Genomic DNA, 16,991 nt, shown 5'->3' with positions numbered 1-16,991 from the left:
CAAATCCATTATTTAAACGAGATGACAAGCGACACGATGATGATTGGCGAATTCCCGTAAAGTCGGAACCACTGTTTTGCAGGTGTCGATCGCTTGCGGACATCTCGGGTGAAACACACAGCCACTCGGTAGATTGATGGGGGAAGGCACTTCGCCGGAAAGGACGATCCTTTCCCTTTTTTTCTTCGGATTCGGATCAGGTACGGCTGACAGCAATGCTTGGGTATAAGGGTGCAATGGCTGGGAGAAAAGGGCATCGGTAGGAGCTTCTTCTACTAAATGTCCCAAGTACATCACGCCGACCCGATCAGAAATATGTCGGACAACACTGAGGTCATGTGCGATAAACAAGTAGGTGAGCTGGAAGTCTTCCTGCAGCTGCTTCAATAGATTGAGGATTTGCGACTGGATAGATACATCAAGCGCAGACACTGGTTCATCACAAACGATAAAGGCTGGATGTACTGCCAATGCCCTCGCCAAAACGATCCGTTGCCGTTGTCCGCCCGAAAACTCATGCGGATATCGGTCGTAATGCTCTGGCGCAAGCCCCACTTTTCGCAAAAGCTCAAGGACTGCTTCTTTGTGCTGCTTCGGATCTCCGATGTTGTAGATACTCATCGGCTCCTGAATGGCTCTTCCAATTTTTTTGCGGGGATTGAGGGCTGAATACGGATCTTGAAAAATAATCTGCATCTCTTTTCGGATGTTTCTCAGCTCTTCTTCGGAAAAGCGGGTCACTTCTTTTCCTCGGTAATGTACACTGCCTGACGTCGGGTCCAAGAGGCGCAGGATCATGCGGCCTGTTGTGCTTTTTCCGCATCCTGATTCTCCCACCAGTCCATACGTTTCTCCCTGATAGATTGTCAAGGAAAGGTCGCTGACCGCTTTTACGTATGTTTTTTCTTGAAAGTAGCCTTTTTTCATCGGAAAATGCTTGACCAGATTGGATACTTGCAAGAGTGGAGTTTCCTTGAGCTCATTGGTTTCCAATCGCACCGCTGCCCCCTCCTCCCATACCGATTCTTTCATGGTGCCAGCACCTGGCTTTATGGCTGTCTCCCACCTCAAACAAGTCTGGTGGATGGTGCCTGCACTTTTCATCGGCAAAAGGGCATCTTGGGGCAAAACGACAGCCAGCAGGAATCTGGTGCAGAGACGGGACGATGCCTTCAATCACATGCAGCTTTTCACCGCGCACGCCATCAATGGTCGGAATGGATTTCATCAGCCCGATGGTATAAGGATGCTTCGGATTCTCAAACAAAGTCTCGACAGTCGCTTCCTCCACGATTTGCCCCAAGTACATCACAAGAACGCGATCGCACACTTCCGCAACGACGCCCAAATCGTGGGTGATGAGCATGATTCCCATCTGTAATTGCTCCTGAAGACCGATCATCAAATCAAGAATCTGCGCCTGAATCGTAACGTCCAAGGCTGTCGTCGGTTCATCTGCGATTAACAGCTTCGGATGGCAGCACAGCCCCATCGCAATCATTACACGCTGCCGCATCCCGCCAGATAGCTGATGAGGATAGTCGTTTAATCTCTTTTCTGGCGAGGGAATTCCGACCAGAGAGAGCATTTCAATCGTTTTTTCATGTGCCTCTTTCTTCGACAATTTTTGATGCAGGATGAGTGACTCACTGATCTGATTGCCTACCGTGTATACAGGATTGAGAGAGCTCATCGGGTCCTGGAAGATCATTGAGATTTGGTTTCCGCGAATCTCTTGCATCTCTTCCATCGACGATTTGAGCAGCTCATTTTGCTCAAAAAAGATTTCGCCTTCCAGCTTTGTCCCGCTATGCTTGCCAAACAATCTCAGGATGGATAAGGAAGTAACACTTTTCCCGCATCCCGATTCTCCTACCAAACCGACTGTTTCCCCAGCGTTCACATGAAAGGAAACCCCGTCGACAGCAGTTACCTCGCCGAGCTCTGTGGCAAAGCGAGTTTTTAAGTTCTTGACTTCCAACAACGGCACATAAACCATCTCCTTCCTGCCTTGCAGCGCTTATTTTTTCGCTTTATTCGTATGCGGGTCTAATAAATCACGAAGGCCATCCCCCAATAGGTTGAGTCCAAGAACGGTCATCATGATGGACAGACCCGGAAATACGGTCATCCACCACGCCTGCTTCATGATGGTCCTGCCGTCATTTAAAATGTTTCCCCAGCTTGGCTCAGGCGGCGGTGTTCCCGCTCCCAAAAAGCTGAGTGACGCCTCGGTAATGACGGCATACGCGAAGATGAACGTCGCTTGGACAATCAATGGCGATAAACAGTTGGGAGCGATGTGCAGCCAAATGATTCTCCACGACTTTCCTCCGAGAGCGCGAATCGCTTCAATGTAGGTCTGTTCTCTCACGGTGATCGCTACCGACCTGATCGCACGGGCGATGGTGGGTATATAAACGACGCTTAGCGCAATAATGACATTGCTCATTTTGGGACCTAGAGCTGCGAGTATCGCAATGGCCAACAGAATGGCCGGAAATGCCATCAAACCGTCATTGATCCGCATGAGAAAGTTGTCCAATCTGCGGTAATAGGCTGAGTACAATCCGAACATCAGTCCCACGATGGAAGTAATCAGGACGACCGAGAATCCGACTCCCATGGATATCCGGCTTCCGTATACGACCCGGGTAAATACATCTCGTCCGAATTCGTCTGTGCCGAACCAATGACTTGCGCTCGGCGGCTTTAGCCGATCCTGCACGTTCATTTCAATCGGATCGTAGGAGGTGAGCAAAGGAGCCAGGACACAAAGCAAGGTGATAAATAGCACCAGGATGCTTCCGGATACCGCCAAACGATTGGCAAAGAAGCGGTTCAAAGCAATTCTCGTGTGATTCTTCGGTGGTGCGGCAGGCTGCGCTGCTGCCATCGTTACAGAAGATGTTTCCATTCATCCAGCCCCCTTTAGCTTTTGTCGTATCGCACACGCGGATCGATGTACGCGTACAAGAGATCAACAATCAGATTGATGAAAACATATGCTGCTGCAATCATCAGGACGGTTCCCTGAATGACCTCGTAATCTCGTCTCAATACGGAGTTGACAATTAATTTGCCGATCCCAGGGATGTTAAACACCGTTTCGGTGACGACAGCTCCACCGATGAGTGTCGCAAAAGACAGCCCAATCACCGTCAGAATCGGGATAAACGCATTGCGCAGTGCGTGTTTATACGTCACGATCCACATCTTCAGGCCTTTCGCTTCGGCTGTACGGATATAGTTCTCATTTAGCACTTCCAGCATCGAAGATCGGGTCATCCGAGCGATCAGCGCTCCTTGCATGATGCCCAGCGAAATGGCCGGCATGATCAAGTATTTCAAATGGTTGAAAATCCCGCTGGATAGTGGTTGATAGCCTGCAGCAGGGAGCCAGTTAAACTGGACGGCGAAAAGTAAGATCAGATTCAGCCCGATCCAGAAGCTAGGGAGAGAGATGCCAAGCATCGCAAAGGTCATGAAGGATTGGTCCATCCAAGACCCTCGTCGATTTGCCGCCATTACCCCAAGCGGGATCGCAAACAAAATCGCAATGATTTCCGCAATGATCGTCAAGGAAAGGGTCGGCCCCAGATGCTCCCAGATCGCTTCCGTCACAGGCATGTCCATGAAGATGGACCATCCCAGATCCCCTTGCAGAATGCCGAATATCCATTGGAAAAATCGCGTGTAGATCGGAAGCGTCAGGCCAAGCTGCTCTCGTAATTTCGCCAGCTCCTCTTCGGTCGCTTGGGACCCGAGCATGACCGCAGCAGGATCGCCTGGCGTCAGGTGAATGATAATAAAATCCACAACTGCTACAACTAAAAGTACCGGCAATAAAGACACGATTCGCTTTAGCAGGTAGCCTCCCATATGTTCTTGCCCCCTCCTTGTATGGAATGAAAGCCATTGAATCTTACGTAAAAATCAGCTATTCAAATCTGCAGTCTCAATTCATACATTTGACGGGGCCTTCCTTTGCAGATCGGCTGCTCTTCTCCAATCACGACAGCCAGATGACTCTGCTCTAATTTGCTGAGAATTCGCCGTGCACTGCGCAACGAAACGCCAAATCGACTCGCTAGATCTGCGGCAGTGATTTGAGAGCTCCCGTAATTTTGGCAAAAGGAGATGAGCTTGTTGATCGTTCCGATGCTAAGGCCCGATTTTCGAGCGGCATCCAATCGCTCCGGGTCGTTGCTGCGCAGAGAGTAAGCCAGATGAAATTCCTTTCCCAATGGGCCGACTACATTTCCGTCGTGCATGGCGATAAAGCAGCTTCCACCGTCGCCAGATTTCGCTTTTGACAGTGCCTCAGATGCTTTGCTCTGCGCCTCGTTCGCGGTGCGTCCCAGGCCGATTCCGATACTGGCAGATATATTTAACCGGTTTACGATTTTTTCTAATAAAGGGAAGCGAGTAAACATGCTCGTCGTCCGTTCGATTACGCCGCGTGTGGTAACGAAAATGACCTCGTTTCGGTCCGGCCAATTCATCAGAGCCTGGATTTCTTCCCCGTAATCTATCAAAATTTCTTGGATCGCAATTTTCTTGCGCTGAAGCTCGTACTCGGAGGCGCTCCACTTTTTCACGATATTTTCGATGTTGATGATGCCAATAGCTATTTGCGTATCGCTAAGCTGCAAATTTTTTCCTTCGATTTGTGCGCGTTGCAATCCGTCCTGAATCGTTGATTTCGTGGGAGTCACCCGGTAACAGGGGATACCGAGACGGGTCAGCTCCCAATAGACAAATGCTACGCAAGTGAAAATCGCGTCTACCTTTTTGCTTGTCCATAAGTCGTAATGAAATCGCAGAATATCTTCTGCACGCTGGTTGAGCTGGTATTCCATCGTATACATGTGATCAACAGAGATAGATAGCTCATCCAATCTCTGCTCCACTTCTTGCAAATTCAGAACGTCGATACTGAAGCGCAGCCGTCTTTCTGTGAAAAGTGAGCCACTTTCTCGGAGTAACTGAAAGAACACACGGTACAGGCTCGTTCCATTGTACGGCAGGTAGACCATCGGCTTTGGATCACCGACATGTTCACGAGCGATTTGGTAAGGAATCGGGCCAGCAAATAAAAAAACGTCTACCTCATCCTTGCATTGAAGTACGAGTTGCTTGGCCTCTTGAACATCTTTGTAACCGAGGGGATGCAAAGCCAAGGCCGGAAATGTTGCTGCCATACGCAAAACCTCATCAAGCAAATCATAAGGACCTATAACTGCAACTCTGATTTCCATAGTTCCCTACCACTTTCTCTCAGATTTTTACTTACCGCCAAACACTTTGCGTAATATTCAAAAAATTCTCTCCATCATCATACATTCGGTCATTCTTATATGCAATTTCCGTTAGTGGTCCGTATTTCCTGCGCTAAAATAAGAAAAACGCAGGAAGAGCTCCCGCGTCCTTTTACTAAATGGGTCAACGTATTGGATCAAGCATTTTCAATCAAGGCAAGCGATTTATGCCGAATATCTCCAAGCTGGGCTCCCACTCCTTTCGCCTCCACTTGCAGCTCTCTCAGCAGCCTTTCTACCTTTGACCTTTTTTCCTTTGCTTGCTGTAACGACGTCGAGATGCGATTTTGAACAATCCAGTCAGTGATGATGTTATCAAAGAAAATGTCCGCAAAGGTCAGCATTTCGCCGATGTCAATGCGAATGTGGCTTTCGCGCTGAACATCGTGCAGTTCCCGCTCAAATCTCCGCAGGCTTTTCTGCGCCCCGCGAATGGCGTCGCGTGCTTCGTTGATCCGGCTGTGCTTAATTGCAGTCGTAACCGCCCCTCCGCCGAGCATATCCCACGCCCCCCACGAGCCGGCTGATTCCAGCTTGTCGATGGCTTTATGCAGTTGGAGAATCGTCGCGCTGCCAGCTTCAACCGCTTCATTCAACTCTTTATGGCTTGCTTCTAGCTGTGTTTGCTGATCGGTATACTCCCTCAATTGTTTCACTAAATCAGGGCGCTTTTCTCTAATCAGCCTCTCCTTCTGGAGCAGCAGCTCGGTGTACTCGCTCTGTGCATTCGCCAGACTGTTCAGCTGCTTTTCAATGGCCGCAATCTCTTCTTCCAAATCCTTTACGGTCTCGGCTGCTTCTTCGTATTTAAGCTTGGCTTGCAGCAGCTCTTCTTTTTCTTTCAACAGTTGTTCATCCTTTTTTCCGATCAAGCTGTAAAAAAATGTCGCAAAGGACATACCCATTAAATTATCAACATCTTGTTGCTCATGCTGAAGCTGTTCATGCAGTCTTTCGAGCTTGAAAGCTTCCTTCTCGTGCTGCTCTTTCAGCTTTTGAATGTTGTGCTCGCCATGCAGCTTTTGGCGCAGCTGCGCTTTTCGTGCAGCCAACTGTTCGTTTATCGCTTGAAACATCGATACTACTCCCCCTTTTGTCCCTGTTTCTTTATACGTAAGGAGGCTATATTCTGTTTCAAATATTTGGAAGTCACATCCTAAAAAGAAGCCCTTGCCATACCTGATTCAACATCAAGGTAATAGGCAAAAGCTTTTGACATAGTTATTTTTTTGTTACCCGAGATGGTTCCCCTTCTCCTTTTGAACACGTGCCAATAAATCAACGAGATGGACAGCCTCCATCTTTCCTTCCAGTCCCGCTCGGTGGATGCCCGCTTTCATTTGCAGCAGACAACCGGGATTGGACGTCACGAGAATATCCGCTTGTGTCGCTTCCACATGTTCCATTTTTTCATCCAGCAGACTGCCGGACATTTCAGGCTGCACCAGATTGTAGATACCCGCCGAGCCGCAGCAGCGATCTCCTTCACGCAGCGGCACATAGGTCGCTCCGGGGATGGCTTGCAAGAGGCCGAGTGGCTCCTTGGTCACCTTCATTCCATTGCGCAGATGGCAGGAGGACTGATAGGTGATCCGCTTGGGCAAGGCTTCCCATGTTTGCGGTTTGACCAGCTCACTCAATACCTCGCTGATATCCTTCACGCGCGAAGAAAACCATTTTGCCTGCTCATGCCATTTCGGGTCGTCTTCCAGCAGATGATCGTACTCCTGCAGCAAGGCTCCACATCCACCCGCATTGGAGACAATGACGTCTACTTCCGCATTTTTGAAGGCGGTGATGTTTTTCTTCGCCAGATTGCGGGCTTCCCCACGCTCGCCGCTATGCGCATGCAGCGCTCCGCAGCATACCTGATCAGGGGCAATCACTACTTCACACCCCGCCTGCGAGAGCAGTCGCACCGTGTTAAGGTTAGTTTCGTTGAACAATACGTCCATGATACAGCCGTGAAACATGCCTACGCGCTGCACCCTGTCCCCAACCGCTGGAATCACGGTTGCTCCCAGAATTTCACGGCTCCCTTTGCCTGAAGCTTCTGGCATGATCGCTTCCATTTCGCGCAATTGCTTTGGTAAGATTCGCAAGAGCCCCAGCTTGCGAACGGCACCTTGCACCCCGGAGCGCTGATAGAAACGCAGCAGGCTCCCCAGCTGATTCAGCCGTTTTTGCTCGGGTAACAAATGAGTAAAAGCGACTTTGCGCATTGTTTTGACCCACCACGGATGCTCCTGCACCTCTTCGATTGCTTCTCTCGTCTGCTCGATCAGTTGTCCGTACGGCACTCCTGCCGGGCAAACCGGTTCGCAGGCACGACAGCCCAGACAAAGATTCATCTGATCGACGAAGTCTTTATCCGGCTCCATGACTCCATCTGCAACGGCCTTCATCAGGGCAATTCGCCCGCGTGGTGATGCCGCCTCATAGCCCGTTTCCCGAAAGGTAGGACAGGCCGGCTGACAAAAGCCGCAGCGCATACAGTTGGACAGTTCATCGTAATCTAGCTTATCTATGAGCGCTTCTTTAAGCACGAGTAACCACCACTCTGTTCCGGGATTGCTTGGCAAACATCTTGTCAGGATTCAAGAGGTTGTTCGGATCAAATGCATGCTTGATCCCTTTCATGATCTCCATACCAGCGGCTCCGACCTTCCACTCCAAATAAGGCGCCTTGACGATCCCTACTCCATGCTCTCCCGTAATCGTTCCACCAAGATCAATAGCCGCTGCAAAAATCTCCTCGAAGGCATGTTCTACTCTTTCAATCTCTTCCTCGTCGCGCGCATCAGTCATACAGGTGGGATGCAAATTGCCGTCACCCGCATGACCAAAGGTACAAATATGCAGTCCGTAACGGTTTGTAATCTCTTGAATAGCCGCAACCATTGGTGCGATCTGCGCACGCGGAACGGTCGCATCCTCCAGAATCGTTGTCGGACGCATCCGGGACAAGGCTGCCAAGGCACTACGTCTCGCTGTCATGACATCATCGGCTTCCTCCGGCGTCGTCGCTACCTTGATCTGGACTGCCGCATTCTTTTCGCAAATGGCTGCGATTCGCTCCATGTCCTTGTCTACTGTCTGCGGTTCTCCGTCCTGTCCGATCAATAGTATCGCTGCTACATCCGTAGGCAAACCGATTTGCTTGAAATCTTCTACGACACGAATCGTTCCCTGATCCAAAAACTCCAACGTTCCCGGGATAATCCGATTGGCGATAATATCAGAGACGGATCGCGCCGCCTGGTCCATATCGGCAAACATCGCCAGCATGACGCGCTGCGAATGCGGTTTTGGAATCAGCTTCAGGATCGCCTCCGTAATAATCGCCAGGGTCCCTTCGCTGCCGACGAGCAGCTTGGTCAGGTCGTATCCCGCCACATCCTTCATTAGCTTGCCTCCCGTGCGGATGACCTCTCCGTTCGGCAATACCGCCGTAAGCCCCAGTACATAATCTTTGGTCGTCCCGTACTTCAATCCGCGCAAGCCGCCGGAGTTGAGCGCAATATTTCCGCCAATTGTAGAAATAACCATGCTTCCAGGGTCCGGGGGATAAAACAACCCACGGGCTTCTACCGCTTGGTGAATGTCAACGGTGCGTACGCCCGGCTGTACGGTAATCGTCAGATTTTGCTCATCTATCTCCACAATCTGATTCATGCGATTCAAAGCAAGCACAATTCCGCCACTTGTCGGAATCGTTCCTCCGCACAAATTCGAGCCTGCTCCACGCGTCACAATCGGGATTTGATGACGGGCGGCAATCCGCATCACCTGTTGTACCTCTTCGGTGCTTTTAGGCATGACGACAGCGTCCGGCAATGCTTGCTGCATCGGTGTCGCATCATATGAATAGGCAACCAATGCCTCCTGCCGATCCAGACAGTTTTTCTCTCCGACGATTGCTCGCAGCTCGGAGCGGATCAATTCGGCTAACATGGGAAACCCTCCTCCCTTTTGAAAATGAAGCATTTACGAAGAAAAGCATTTAACCGAATTGCTGGATTGCTTCCCTGATTCTTCCATTGGTTAGATTCAACAGACGCAGTGCCTCTTCCCTGCTCGCTCCGGTCACTTTCATCAAGATAGCCGTTTTGGCATCTCCCTCGGCCAGCTCGGCCAGCTGCTCGGCTTCGGCATAGCCGACACCTGTTACTTCCATCACGATTCGTTTGACCCGCTCTTTTAGCTTGAGGTTGGTCGCTTGCACATTCACCATCAAGTTTCCGTACACCTTGCCCAGTCGGATCATCGCCCCGGTCGTGAGCATATTGAGTACCAGTTTTTGCGCGGATCCTGCCTTGAGTCTGGTCGATCCCGTCAATACTTCAGGTCCTACAACTACATTGATCGCTACGTCCACGCCTTTGTTGATAAACGACGGCTGGTTGCACGATACTGCGATCGTCTTTGCTCCGATGCTCTGCGCTTGGGCCAAAACACCGAGTACATAAGGGGTGCGTCCGCTGGCAGCGATACCGACGACGACATCTTTTTCGGTCACCGTGTACTTACGGACATCCTCCTGACCAAGCTCAAAAGAATCCTCCGCGCCTTCGACGGCACGAATCATCGCGGATGGTCCACCTGCAATGACACCTTGAACGAGCTCTGGATCGGTACCAAAGGTCGGCGGACATTCTGAAGCGTCCAAAATGCCCAGACGCCCGCTTGTTCCCGCTCCGAAATAAAAAAGTCTTCCGTCATTCTCCATGGCATGAGTAATGACTTCTACCGCCTCTGCCACTTGATCTAATACACGCTCCACGGCATAAGGTACTTTTTTATCTTCATCGTTCATCATTTGCACGATGCCTCGGGCGCTTAAGCGATCCAGATCCCGAGAGCTTTCGTTTTTTCCTTCGGTCGTTAATTGTTGCAAGTTCTCCAGCTTCATGCTCTGTCGAACCTCCTCTTTATTTACTAGCAGCCTGCATCTCACGCGTGATCCAGATGGCAAGAGACAAAATGCCCATTCGTTACCTCTTTAGTGGGAGGAGCGACCGTTTTGCAAATGTCCATACAGTAGCGGCAGCGGGGATGGAATGTGCAGCCAGATGGCGGATTTGCTGGACTTGGCAGATCTCCCTCCAAGATGATCCGCTGAGTCGTCAGGTGCGGATTCGGAACAGGTACGGCAGAAAGCAGAGCCTGCGTATAAGGATGTGTCGGATTCTCGTACAATGATTGTTTGTCTGCCACCTCAACCACTTTGCCCAAATACATGACCGCCACCCTGTCGGAAATATGGCGGACGACACTCAGGTCATGGGAGATGAACAGGTAGGTCAGCTTAAATTCCTTTTGCAAATCCTGCATCAGGTTCAAAATTTGCGCCTGAATGGATACGTCCAGCGCAGACACGGGCTCATCGGCAATAATCAGCTTCGGCCGCAGGATGAGTGCCCGCGCAATCCCGATCCGCTGCCGCTGTCCTCCGGAAAACTCATGCGGGAAACGGTCCAGCTGCTGCTTGGACAACCCGACGATACCAATCATCTCCTCGACCTGGCGGCGCCTGTCGGCTGCGGTACCGATCCCGTGGATGATCAGCGGATCCTCCAGCAGCTGCCCCACCGTTTTGCGTGGATTCAGCGATGCAAATGGGTCCTGGAATACTAGCTGCATATTGCGTCTTGCACGGCGCAGCTCGGTTTCATTGAGCCCTCTGATATCTTTACCCTCAAACAAAATCTCGCCTTCGGTCGGCTCGATCAAGCGCAGGATACAGCGTCCGGTAGTGGATTTTCCACAGCCAGACTCGCCAACAATACTCACCGTTTCTCCGGGATAGACCGTCAAATTGACGCCATCGACAGCGCGAACTACTTTTTCCTGGCTAAAAAAGCCTTGTTTGTTCTTGAAATGTTTCGTCAGCGATCTGACTTCGAGCAGTGGTTGCGTCATTGTCCTTCCCCCTCGCGATACAGCCAGCAACGGCACTTTTGCGCGTCAGACACAGGCATGAGTTCAGGATTTTTCTCTCGGCAAATGTCCATTACCTGTGAACAGCGCGGAGCAAAGCGGCATCCCGCAGGCATATCACTGAGCAGCGGTACGGCACCCGGAATCGCCTCCAACCGCTCTTGATTGAGATTGACACTCGGCATAGACTTCAACAATCCTCTTGTATACGGGTGCTTCGGATTATCGAACAGTTGCCCCACGTCCGCCTCCTCCACGATTTGCCCCGCGTACATAACGATTACGCGGTGACACATTTCAGCGACGACACCAAGGTCATGGGTGATGAGCAGGATCGAAGTGCCTTGTTCGGTGCGGACTTTTTTCATCAGTTCCAGAATCTGCGCCTGGATCGTTACGTCCAATGCTGTCGTCGGTTCGTCCGCAATCAACAGCTTGGGCGAACAAGACATCGCCATCGCAATCATCACACGCTGACGCATTCCCCCGGACAACTGGTGCGGGTAGTCAGAAATGATCTCATCCGCGCGCGGAATCCCTACTTGTTTCAACAGCTCGATCGTCCGCTTTTTGGCCTCTTCCTTGGATAGTCCCTGGTGACGGCGCAGCGGCTCGCTGATCTGTTTGCCGATCGTATGGAGCGGATTAAGCGAGGTCATCGGCTCCTGAAAAATCATAGCAATCTGGTTCCCGCGAATGGCTTGCATTTGTTTATCTGAAAGTGAGAGCAACTCCTTATCCTGAAAACGGATGCTGCCTGTCATCTCTACATTTCGTCCCAAAAGCTGCATGATGGACATGCTGGTGACACTTTTGCCGCACCCAGACTCACCGACCACCCCGACGGTTTCGCCAGGTTCTACAGTCAGACTGACTCCCTCGATCACGGTCAGCTTTTTGCCGGCTTGTTTAAAAGAAGTTCGCAAATCATTGATCGTAAGCATTGCTGCCATGGGTACTCCCCCTTTTCGTTAGGATGTGCCGACTGGACCTACGCCAGAAAAAAGCTGGTTATGATGGGACATCCTCCACGAACCGATGAGCGGACTCACTTCTGGATGCACCCGATTCGTAAGCGTAATGACTGTCACTTCCCGCGCCGGGTCCGACCAGATCGAGGTGCCTGTAAAGCCTGTGTGTCCAAAGGCGCGCCCAGACACTACATCCCCACCGCTGCAGCCCGCAGCCACTTGTGCAAGTGACCCGCCCGACGAGGAAATGATCCAGCCCAGCCCTCTGCGGTGAACAGACGGATCAGTAAGCGACCGCGTAGAATGAGCGCGAAGGACAGCATCGATTCGTACGGGGGCATCATCTGATGTCCAAATCTGCATATAGCGCTGTACATCAGCCAGTGTAGAAAATAAGCCAGCGTGCCCACTGACGCCACCGAGACCATAATAAGCGTTGCAGTCATGTACTGTTCCGCAGATGACGTCTTTACGCCAAGTGTAGGTGCCCAGTTTTTGCTGCCATTCCTTTGCGTACTGCGGGCGTCCTGCTGACAGCTCCGCCAAATAGTGAACAGCCATGTTTCCCTCAAACGAATTGCCTTTCTCCGTAGGAGCAATATTCAGTTCGCGCAAATGGGCCTGCGCAAGAGGCAAATAGCTGGAATGAATCATCCCGCTCGGCTCAAAAATCAGTCGCTTCGCCAGTACATCAAGCTCTTCGTCCCAAATCCGCTCCAAAAGAAAGCCGAGCAGCATAAATCCTAAATCGCTATAGATGACTTCTCGCCCAGGTGAATCTACCATCGGTTCATGGGCGATCTGGCGCAGGTACTTGCTTTTGCTGTTTGCCAGCAAAAAGAAAGGGCGCCATGCTGGTAGTCCAGAGGTATGGGTCAAGAGGTGAATCACTTTGATTTTCGCTTTGCTCTCTTTGTCTTCTCCTTCTGCCAATTCAGGCAGATACGTGGTAATCGCATCGGTCAAGGAGAGTTTGCCCTCCTGCACGCTGATGAGAACCAGCGGCAGCGTAACCATCACCTTGGTCAAAGAAGCCATATCGTACAAGGTATAAATATCTACAGGCGTTGCCTCGGGACCCAGACCTGTCATTCCTTTGCAGACGGTCAGGGCAGGCTCGCCGTTTCGCAGCATACTGACTGCGCCACCCGGAAATATCCCCTGATCCATGCCAGCTTCCAAGCTACGCTCTATTTTTTCCCTGATCTGCTCCGTATTCAACGCTTCTCCTCCCCACTGTTGGCTTGGCTACGTAAACGTGAGCCTTTTTGGGCTACGCAAGCGTGAGCCTTTTTGGGCTACGTAAACGTGAGCCTTTTTGGGCTACGTAAACGTGAGCCTTATTTACTCCGATGGCGCGGGTCTAGAATATCGCGAATGGCATCACCGAACATGTTGCATGCCAGAATCGTCACCGTCATCGCGATACAAGGCCAAATAATCATGCCTGGAGCCAGCTCCATATAGCGGCGTGCTTCGGAAATCATTCCTCCCCAAGACGGGTCTGGCGGCTGGATTCCCAGTCCAAGAAAGCTAAGTGCTGACTCGGTTAAAATCGCACCCGAGATCGCGAGTGAGGATTGCACCAGCAGTGGCGCGGTTACATTCGGAAAAATTTCCAGGAATAAAATACGTTGCGTGCTAGCCCCGATGGCCCTTGCACTTTCCACGTACTCCAAATTTTTGATGGAGAGTACGGCTCCCCTAACCGTGCGGGTAAAGATCGGGATGTTAACGATTCCGATCGCCATGATCGTGTTGAACGTCCCTGGCCCGAGCGCAGCAACAATGGCAAGTGCCAACAAAATTTCCGGAAAGGCAAAGAGTACGTCCATCACACGCATGATAAAGCCGTCAACCCAACGGCCGAAATAACCAGCAATCAAACCAAACAACGTTCCAAATGCCACGCTGACTAGCACGGCAGAAATCCCTACTCCCAGTGATACACGCGCTCCGTAAATGATTCGACTCAATAGGTCGCGCCCAAACTGGTCAGTCCCAAGTAAATAATCACCTGAGCTTCCTTCCATCCGGTGCTCCTGAAACATTTCTGTCGGGTCATGCGGAGCGAGGACCGGCGCCAGCACTGCTGTCAAACAAAGCAGTGCCAGCAATATAGAGCAGAAGACGGCTGTTTTATTCGTCAAAAAACGCTTACGAAAAGTGCTCATGTCGCATTCCCCTTGTCAATACTTGATACGCGGATCAATCCAGGTATAGATCAGGTCGATGAGCAGATTGACCAGGACAAACACCAGAGCGACGAAAAGCACGCCTCCCTGCACGACCGGATAATCACGCTGATAGATACCCTCCAGAATGTACTGGCCCAAACCAGGAATCGAAAACAGCTGCTCCACGATGACTGATCCGCCCAGCAGGTATCCGATCTGCATTCCTGCAATGGTTACAATCGGAATCGAAGAGTTGCGGAACGCATGGCCTATGACGATCGTCCATTGGCTGTTTCCCTTGGCCCGCGCTGTACGAATGAAATCTTTGTCCATCGTTTCCAAAAAAGCAGAGCGCGTCATCCGCATGACGCCCGCCGCCACCACAATCCCCATTGTCGTTGCAGGTAGAATAAAGACCTTGAACGCCTCTACCGGATCTTCCCAAAAGCTGACGACATCAATAGGCGGGAACCAGCCGAAATAGAGGGAAAAGCCGAGCAGCAAAAGCGTTCCGATCGCAAAATTCGGTACGGAAATACCTAGCAGGGTCACAACACGTACCACGATGTCCGTCTTGGAATGAGCGCGGATGGCCGATAAAATACCGAATGGAATCGCCAGTGCCCAGCCGATCAGCACACCAAGCACCGTCAATTGCAAGGTGATCGAAAAACGTTTGAGAATCTGCGGCAGGATGTCTTCGCCGGAATGAACGGAAACGCCAAAATTTCCTTGCAGCATCCCTGTGATCCAGCTCAGATATTGGTTTATCAAAGGCTGATCTAGCCCCATGCTTTTATTCAAAGCCGCAATCGCTTCCGGTGTGGCATTAGTCCCCAGCATGATGGAAGCTGGATCACCTGGCACCATATGCAGGATCGTAAAGACCAATATGGAAATGCCAAACAGGATGGGAATCAAGCTGGCGACGCGTTTGAGTAGATAAGATCCCACTTTGTTTCCCTCCATATTTAGAAACTTGGCTCCGCCTAGCATCTGGCGGAGCCCTCCATTACAACTATGTTACTTGATCGATGTTTTGGTCAGCGAGTATACTTCGCCCGCAGCCGTTGGGGTGAAATCAATGTTGTCGCGAACGGCATAGTAATTTTTCGGAGATGCCAGGAACAGGTTAGGTGCGTCTTGTACCAGCATCATTTGTGCTTCTTCATACATTTTCTTGCGTTCTGCCTGATCTACCGTGGAAAGTGCTTTTGCTACCAGCTCATCGTATGCTGGGCTGGAGTAGTTCCAAACGTTGGCAGAACCAGTAGTCGAGAAGAAGAAACGCATCGAACGGTCTGCATCTACACCGGAAGTGTTGCGTCCAACCATCAGGTTCATATCTTTGGATTTCCACGTTTCGATGTAGTTACCCCACTCGAGCTGGTTGATCTTCGCGTTGATGCCGATAGCCTTGAGTTGTTGCTGTAGGACTTGTGCTGTTTCTACCATGTCTGGGTAAGTAGCAGCGGTTTCGATTTGCGTGTCGAATCCATTCGGGAAGCCTGCTTCCGTCAGCAATTGCTTCGCCTTTTCCACATCGGTTTTGTAGCTAGGATAGCTTGCGGTATCCAGCGCCCAGTTTGTCAGCGCAGGTGCGATTGGACCAGTCAGAGCCGCTTCGCCTTTCCATACCGTTTGGACGATTTGGTTGCGGTCTACTGCATAGCTGATCGCTTCACGAACTTTTGGATTGTCAAACGGCTTTTTGTTCACATTGATTCCCAAGTAGCTGTACTCAAGCGATTGGTAGTTCTTCACCTGTACACCAGGCTTGCCCTCCAAAAGCTTTGCCGAGTCGGCAGAGATCATGCTGATGTCAATTTTGCCGGAGCGCATAGCTGCCAGACGCTCTGCTTCGTCCTTCATGATCTGGAATTTGATCGTTTCCACTTTCGGCAGATCCTTGTTGAAGTAGTCCGCATTTTTCTTCAGCAGGACATACTGACCTGGCTCGCTCTTTTCCATTTTGAATGGTCCTGTACCGATGGCTTCTTTGGTCAAATCCGTCGAGCCTGCTGGCACGATAGAAGCATAGGCACTCGCTGTATTCGCGATAAATGCGGCATCCGCGTTTTTCAGCTTGAATACGACCGTGGTCGGATCCTTCACTTCAATGGCTTCCACACTGGAGAAATAAGACTTGGCAATTGAGCCAGTGTCTGGATTCAAGATGCGCTCGAAGCTGAATTTCACGTCTTCGGCTGTCATGTCATTGCCATTGTGGAATTTCACACCTTTGTGCAGAAACATGGTGATGGTTTTCCCGTCCGATGCGATCTCCCATTTTTCCGCCAAGCTCGGAATGATGTTCATGTTTTCATCCAGCTTGGTAAGGCTGTCGTAAATGAGTGCATATACCCGTACGCTTGATGCCGCTGGAACCTTGTGCGGGTCATAGCCCACTGGCTCCTGCTCGGCTGCTACGATCAGCTCTGTTTTTGCCGCTGCGGATTGCCCGTCTTTCGGTTTGGCTTGGTCAGCCGGAGCAGTTCCCCCGCCGGAACAGGCGGAGAGCATCAGGGACAAAGAAAGAAAAAAGCCTGCCAACACTCGTTTTTTCACGATGGTACCCCCTA

Annotated in this window: 15 protein-coding genes; all 15 read right to left on the bottom strand. The window is 50.9% G+C overall.

The window, feature by feature from the left end:
• Positions 1–12: 12 nt before the first annotated feature.
• The 15 genes from ACIFQN_RS01900 to ACIFQN_RS01830 all read right to left on the bottom strand — a co-directional run bounded on the left by ACIFQN_RS01900 (position 13) and on the right by ACIFQN_RS01830 (position 16,977).
• Positions 13–927: an ABC transporter ATP-binding protein gene (locus ACIFQN_RS01900; protein ID WP_429831415.1), complete on the bottom strand. Its 915-nt coding sequence runs from the start codon at positions 925–927 to the stop codon at positions 13–15.
• A gap of 52 nt (positions 928–979) precedes the next feature.
• Complete coding sequence (locus ACIFQN_RS01895; protein ID WP_429831314.1) at positions 980–1,999, bottom strand: ABC transporter ATP-binding protein; 1,020 nt, start codon at positions 1,997–1,999, stop codon at positions 980–982.
• Between the two features lie 21 nt (positions 2,000–2,020).
• Positions 2,021–2,917, bottom strand: coding sequence for an ABC transporter permease (locus ACIFQN_RS01890; RefSeq protein ID WP_429831313.1), 897 nt, complete (start codon positions 2,915–2,917; stop codon positions 2,021–2,023).
• A 14-nt stretch (positions 2,918–2,931) separates the two neighbouring features.
• Positions 2,932–3,882: an ABC transporter permease gene (locus tag ACIFQN_RS01885; protein WP_429831312.1), complete on the bottom strand. Its 951-nt coding sequence runs from the start codon at positions 3,880–3,882 to the stop codon at positions 2,932–2,934.
• A gap of 62 nt (positions 3,883–3,944) precedes the next feature.
• The gene (locus ACIFQN_RS01880) at positions 3,945–5,261 is read right to left on the bottom strand and encodes a transcriptional regulator (RefSeq protein WP_429831311.1); all 1,317 of its coding nucleotides are present in this window, start codon (positions 5,259–5,261) and stop codon (positions 3,945–3,947) included.
• 197 nt (positions 5,262–5,458) lie between these two features.
• The gene (locus tag ACIFQN_RS01875) at positions 5,459–6,397 is read right to left on the bottom strand and encodes a hypothetical protein (RefSeq protein WP_429831310.1); all 939 of its coding nucleotides are present in this window, start codon (positions 6,395–6,397) and stop codon (positions 5,459–5,461) included.
• Between the two features lie 156 nt (positions 6,398–6,553).
• Complete coding sequence (locus tag ACIFQN_RS01870) at positions 6,554–7,867, bottom strand: (Fe-S)-binding protein (RefSeq protein WP_429831309.1); 1,314 nt, start codon at positions 7,865–7,867, stop codon at positions 6,554–6,556.
• On the bottom strand, positions 7,860–9,275 hold the full coding sequence (locus ACIFQN_RS01865; RefSeq protein WP_429831308.1) for an FAD-linked oxidase C-terminal domain-containing protein: 1,416 nt from the start codon (positions 9,273–9,275) through the stop codon (positions 7,860–7,862). Before ACIFQN_RS01865 ends, ACIFQN_RS01870 begins: the two co-directional genes overlap by 8 nt.
• A 49-nt stretch (positions 9,276–9,324) precedes the next feature.
• The gene (gene murQ / locus ACIFQN_RS01860; RefSeq protein ID WP_429831307.1) at positions 9,325–10,233 is read right to left on the bottom strand and encodes an N-acetylmuramic acid 6-phosphate etherase; all 909 of its coding nucleotides are present in this window, start codon (positions 10,231–10,233) and stop codon (positions 9,325–9,327) included.
• Positions 10,234–10,274: 41 nt separating this feature from the next.
• Positions 10,275–11,243 carry an ABC transporter ATP-binding protein gene (locus tag ACIFQN_RS01855; RefSeq protein WP_429831306.1) on the bottom strand — a complete coding sequence of 323 codons (969 nt, stop codon included), beginning with the start codon at positions 11,241–11,243 and terminating at the stop codon, positions 10,275–10,277.
• A complete protein-coding gene (locus ACIFQN_RS01850) occupies positions 11,240–12,214 on the bottom strand; it encodes an ABC transporter ATP-binding protein (protein WP_429831305.1) in 975 nt (324 codons plus the stop codon). Before ACIFQN_RS01850 ends, ACIFQN_RS01855 begins: the two co-directional genes overlap by 4 nt.
• Before the next feature lie 18 nt (positions 12,215–12,232).
• A complete protein-coding gene (locus ACIFQN_RS01845; RefSeq protein ID WP_429831304.1) occupies positions 12,233–13,453 on the bottom strand; it encodes a serine hydrolase domain-containing protein in 1,221 nt (406 codons plus the stop codon).
• Between the two features lie 119 nt (positions 13,454–13,572).
• Entirely contained in the window at positions 13,573–14,406 is an 834-nt protein-coding gene (locus ACIFQN_RS01840; protein WP_429831303.1) for an ABC transporter permease, read from the bottom strand.
• Positions 14,407–14,421: 15 nt separating this feature from the next.
• The gene (locus tag ACIFQN_RS01835) at positions 14,422–15,363 is read right to left on the bottom strand and encodes an ABC transporter permease (RefSeq protein WP_429831302.1); all 942 of its coding nucleotides are present in this window, start codon (positions 15,361–15,363) and stop codon (positions 14,422–14,424) included.
• A gap of 69 nt (positions 15,364–15,432) precedes the next feature.
• Positions 15,433–16,977: an ABC transporter substrate-binding protein gene (locus ACIFQN_RS01830; protein ID WP_429831301.1), complete on the bottom strand. Its 1,545-nt coding sequence runs from the start codon at positions 16,975–16,977 to the stop codon at positions 15,433–15,435.
• Positions 16,978–16,991: the final 14 nt, after the last annotated feature.

Source organism: Brevibacillus sp. NRS-1366, from assembly GCF_050467985.1.
This window is presented reverse-complemented; position numbering and strand designations above follow the sequence as displayed.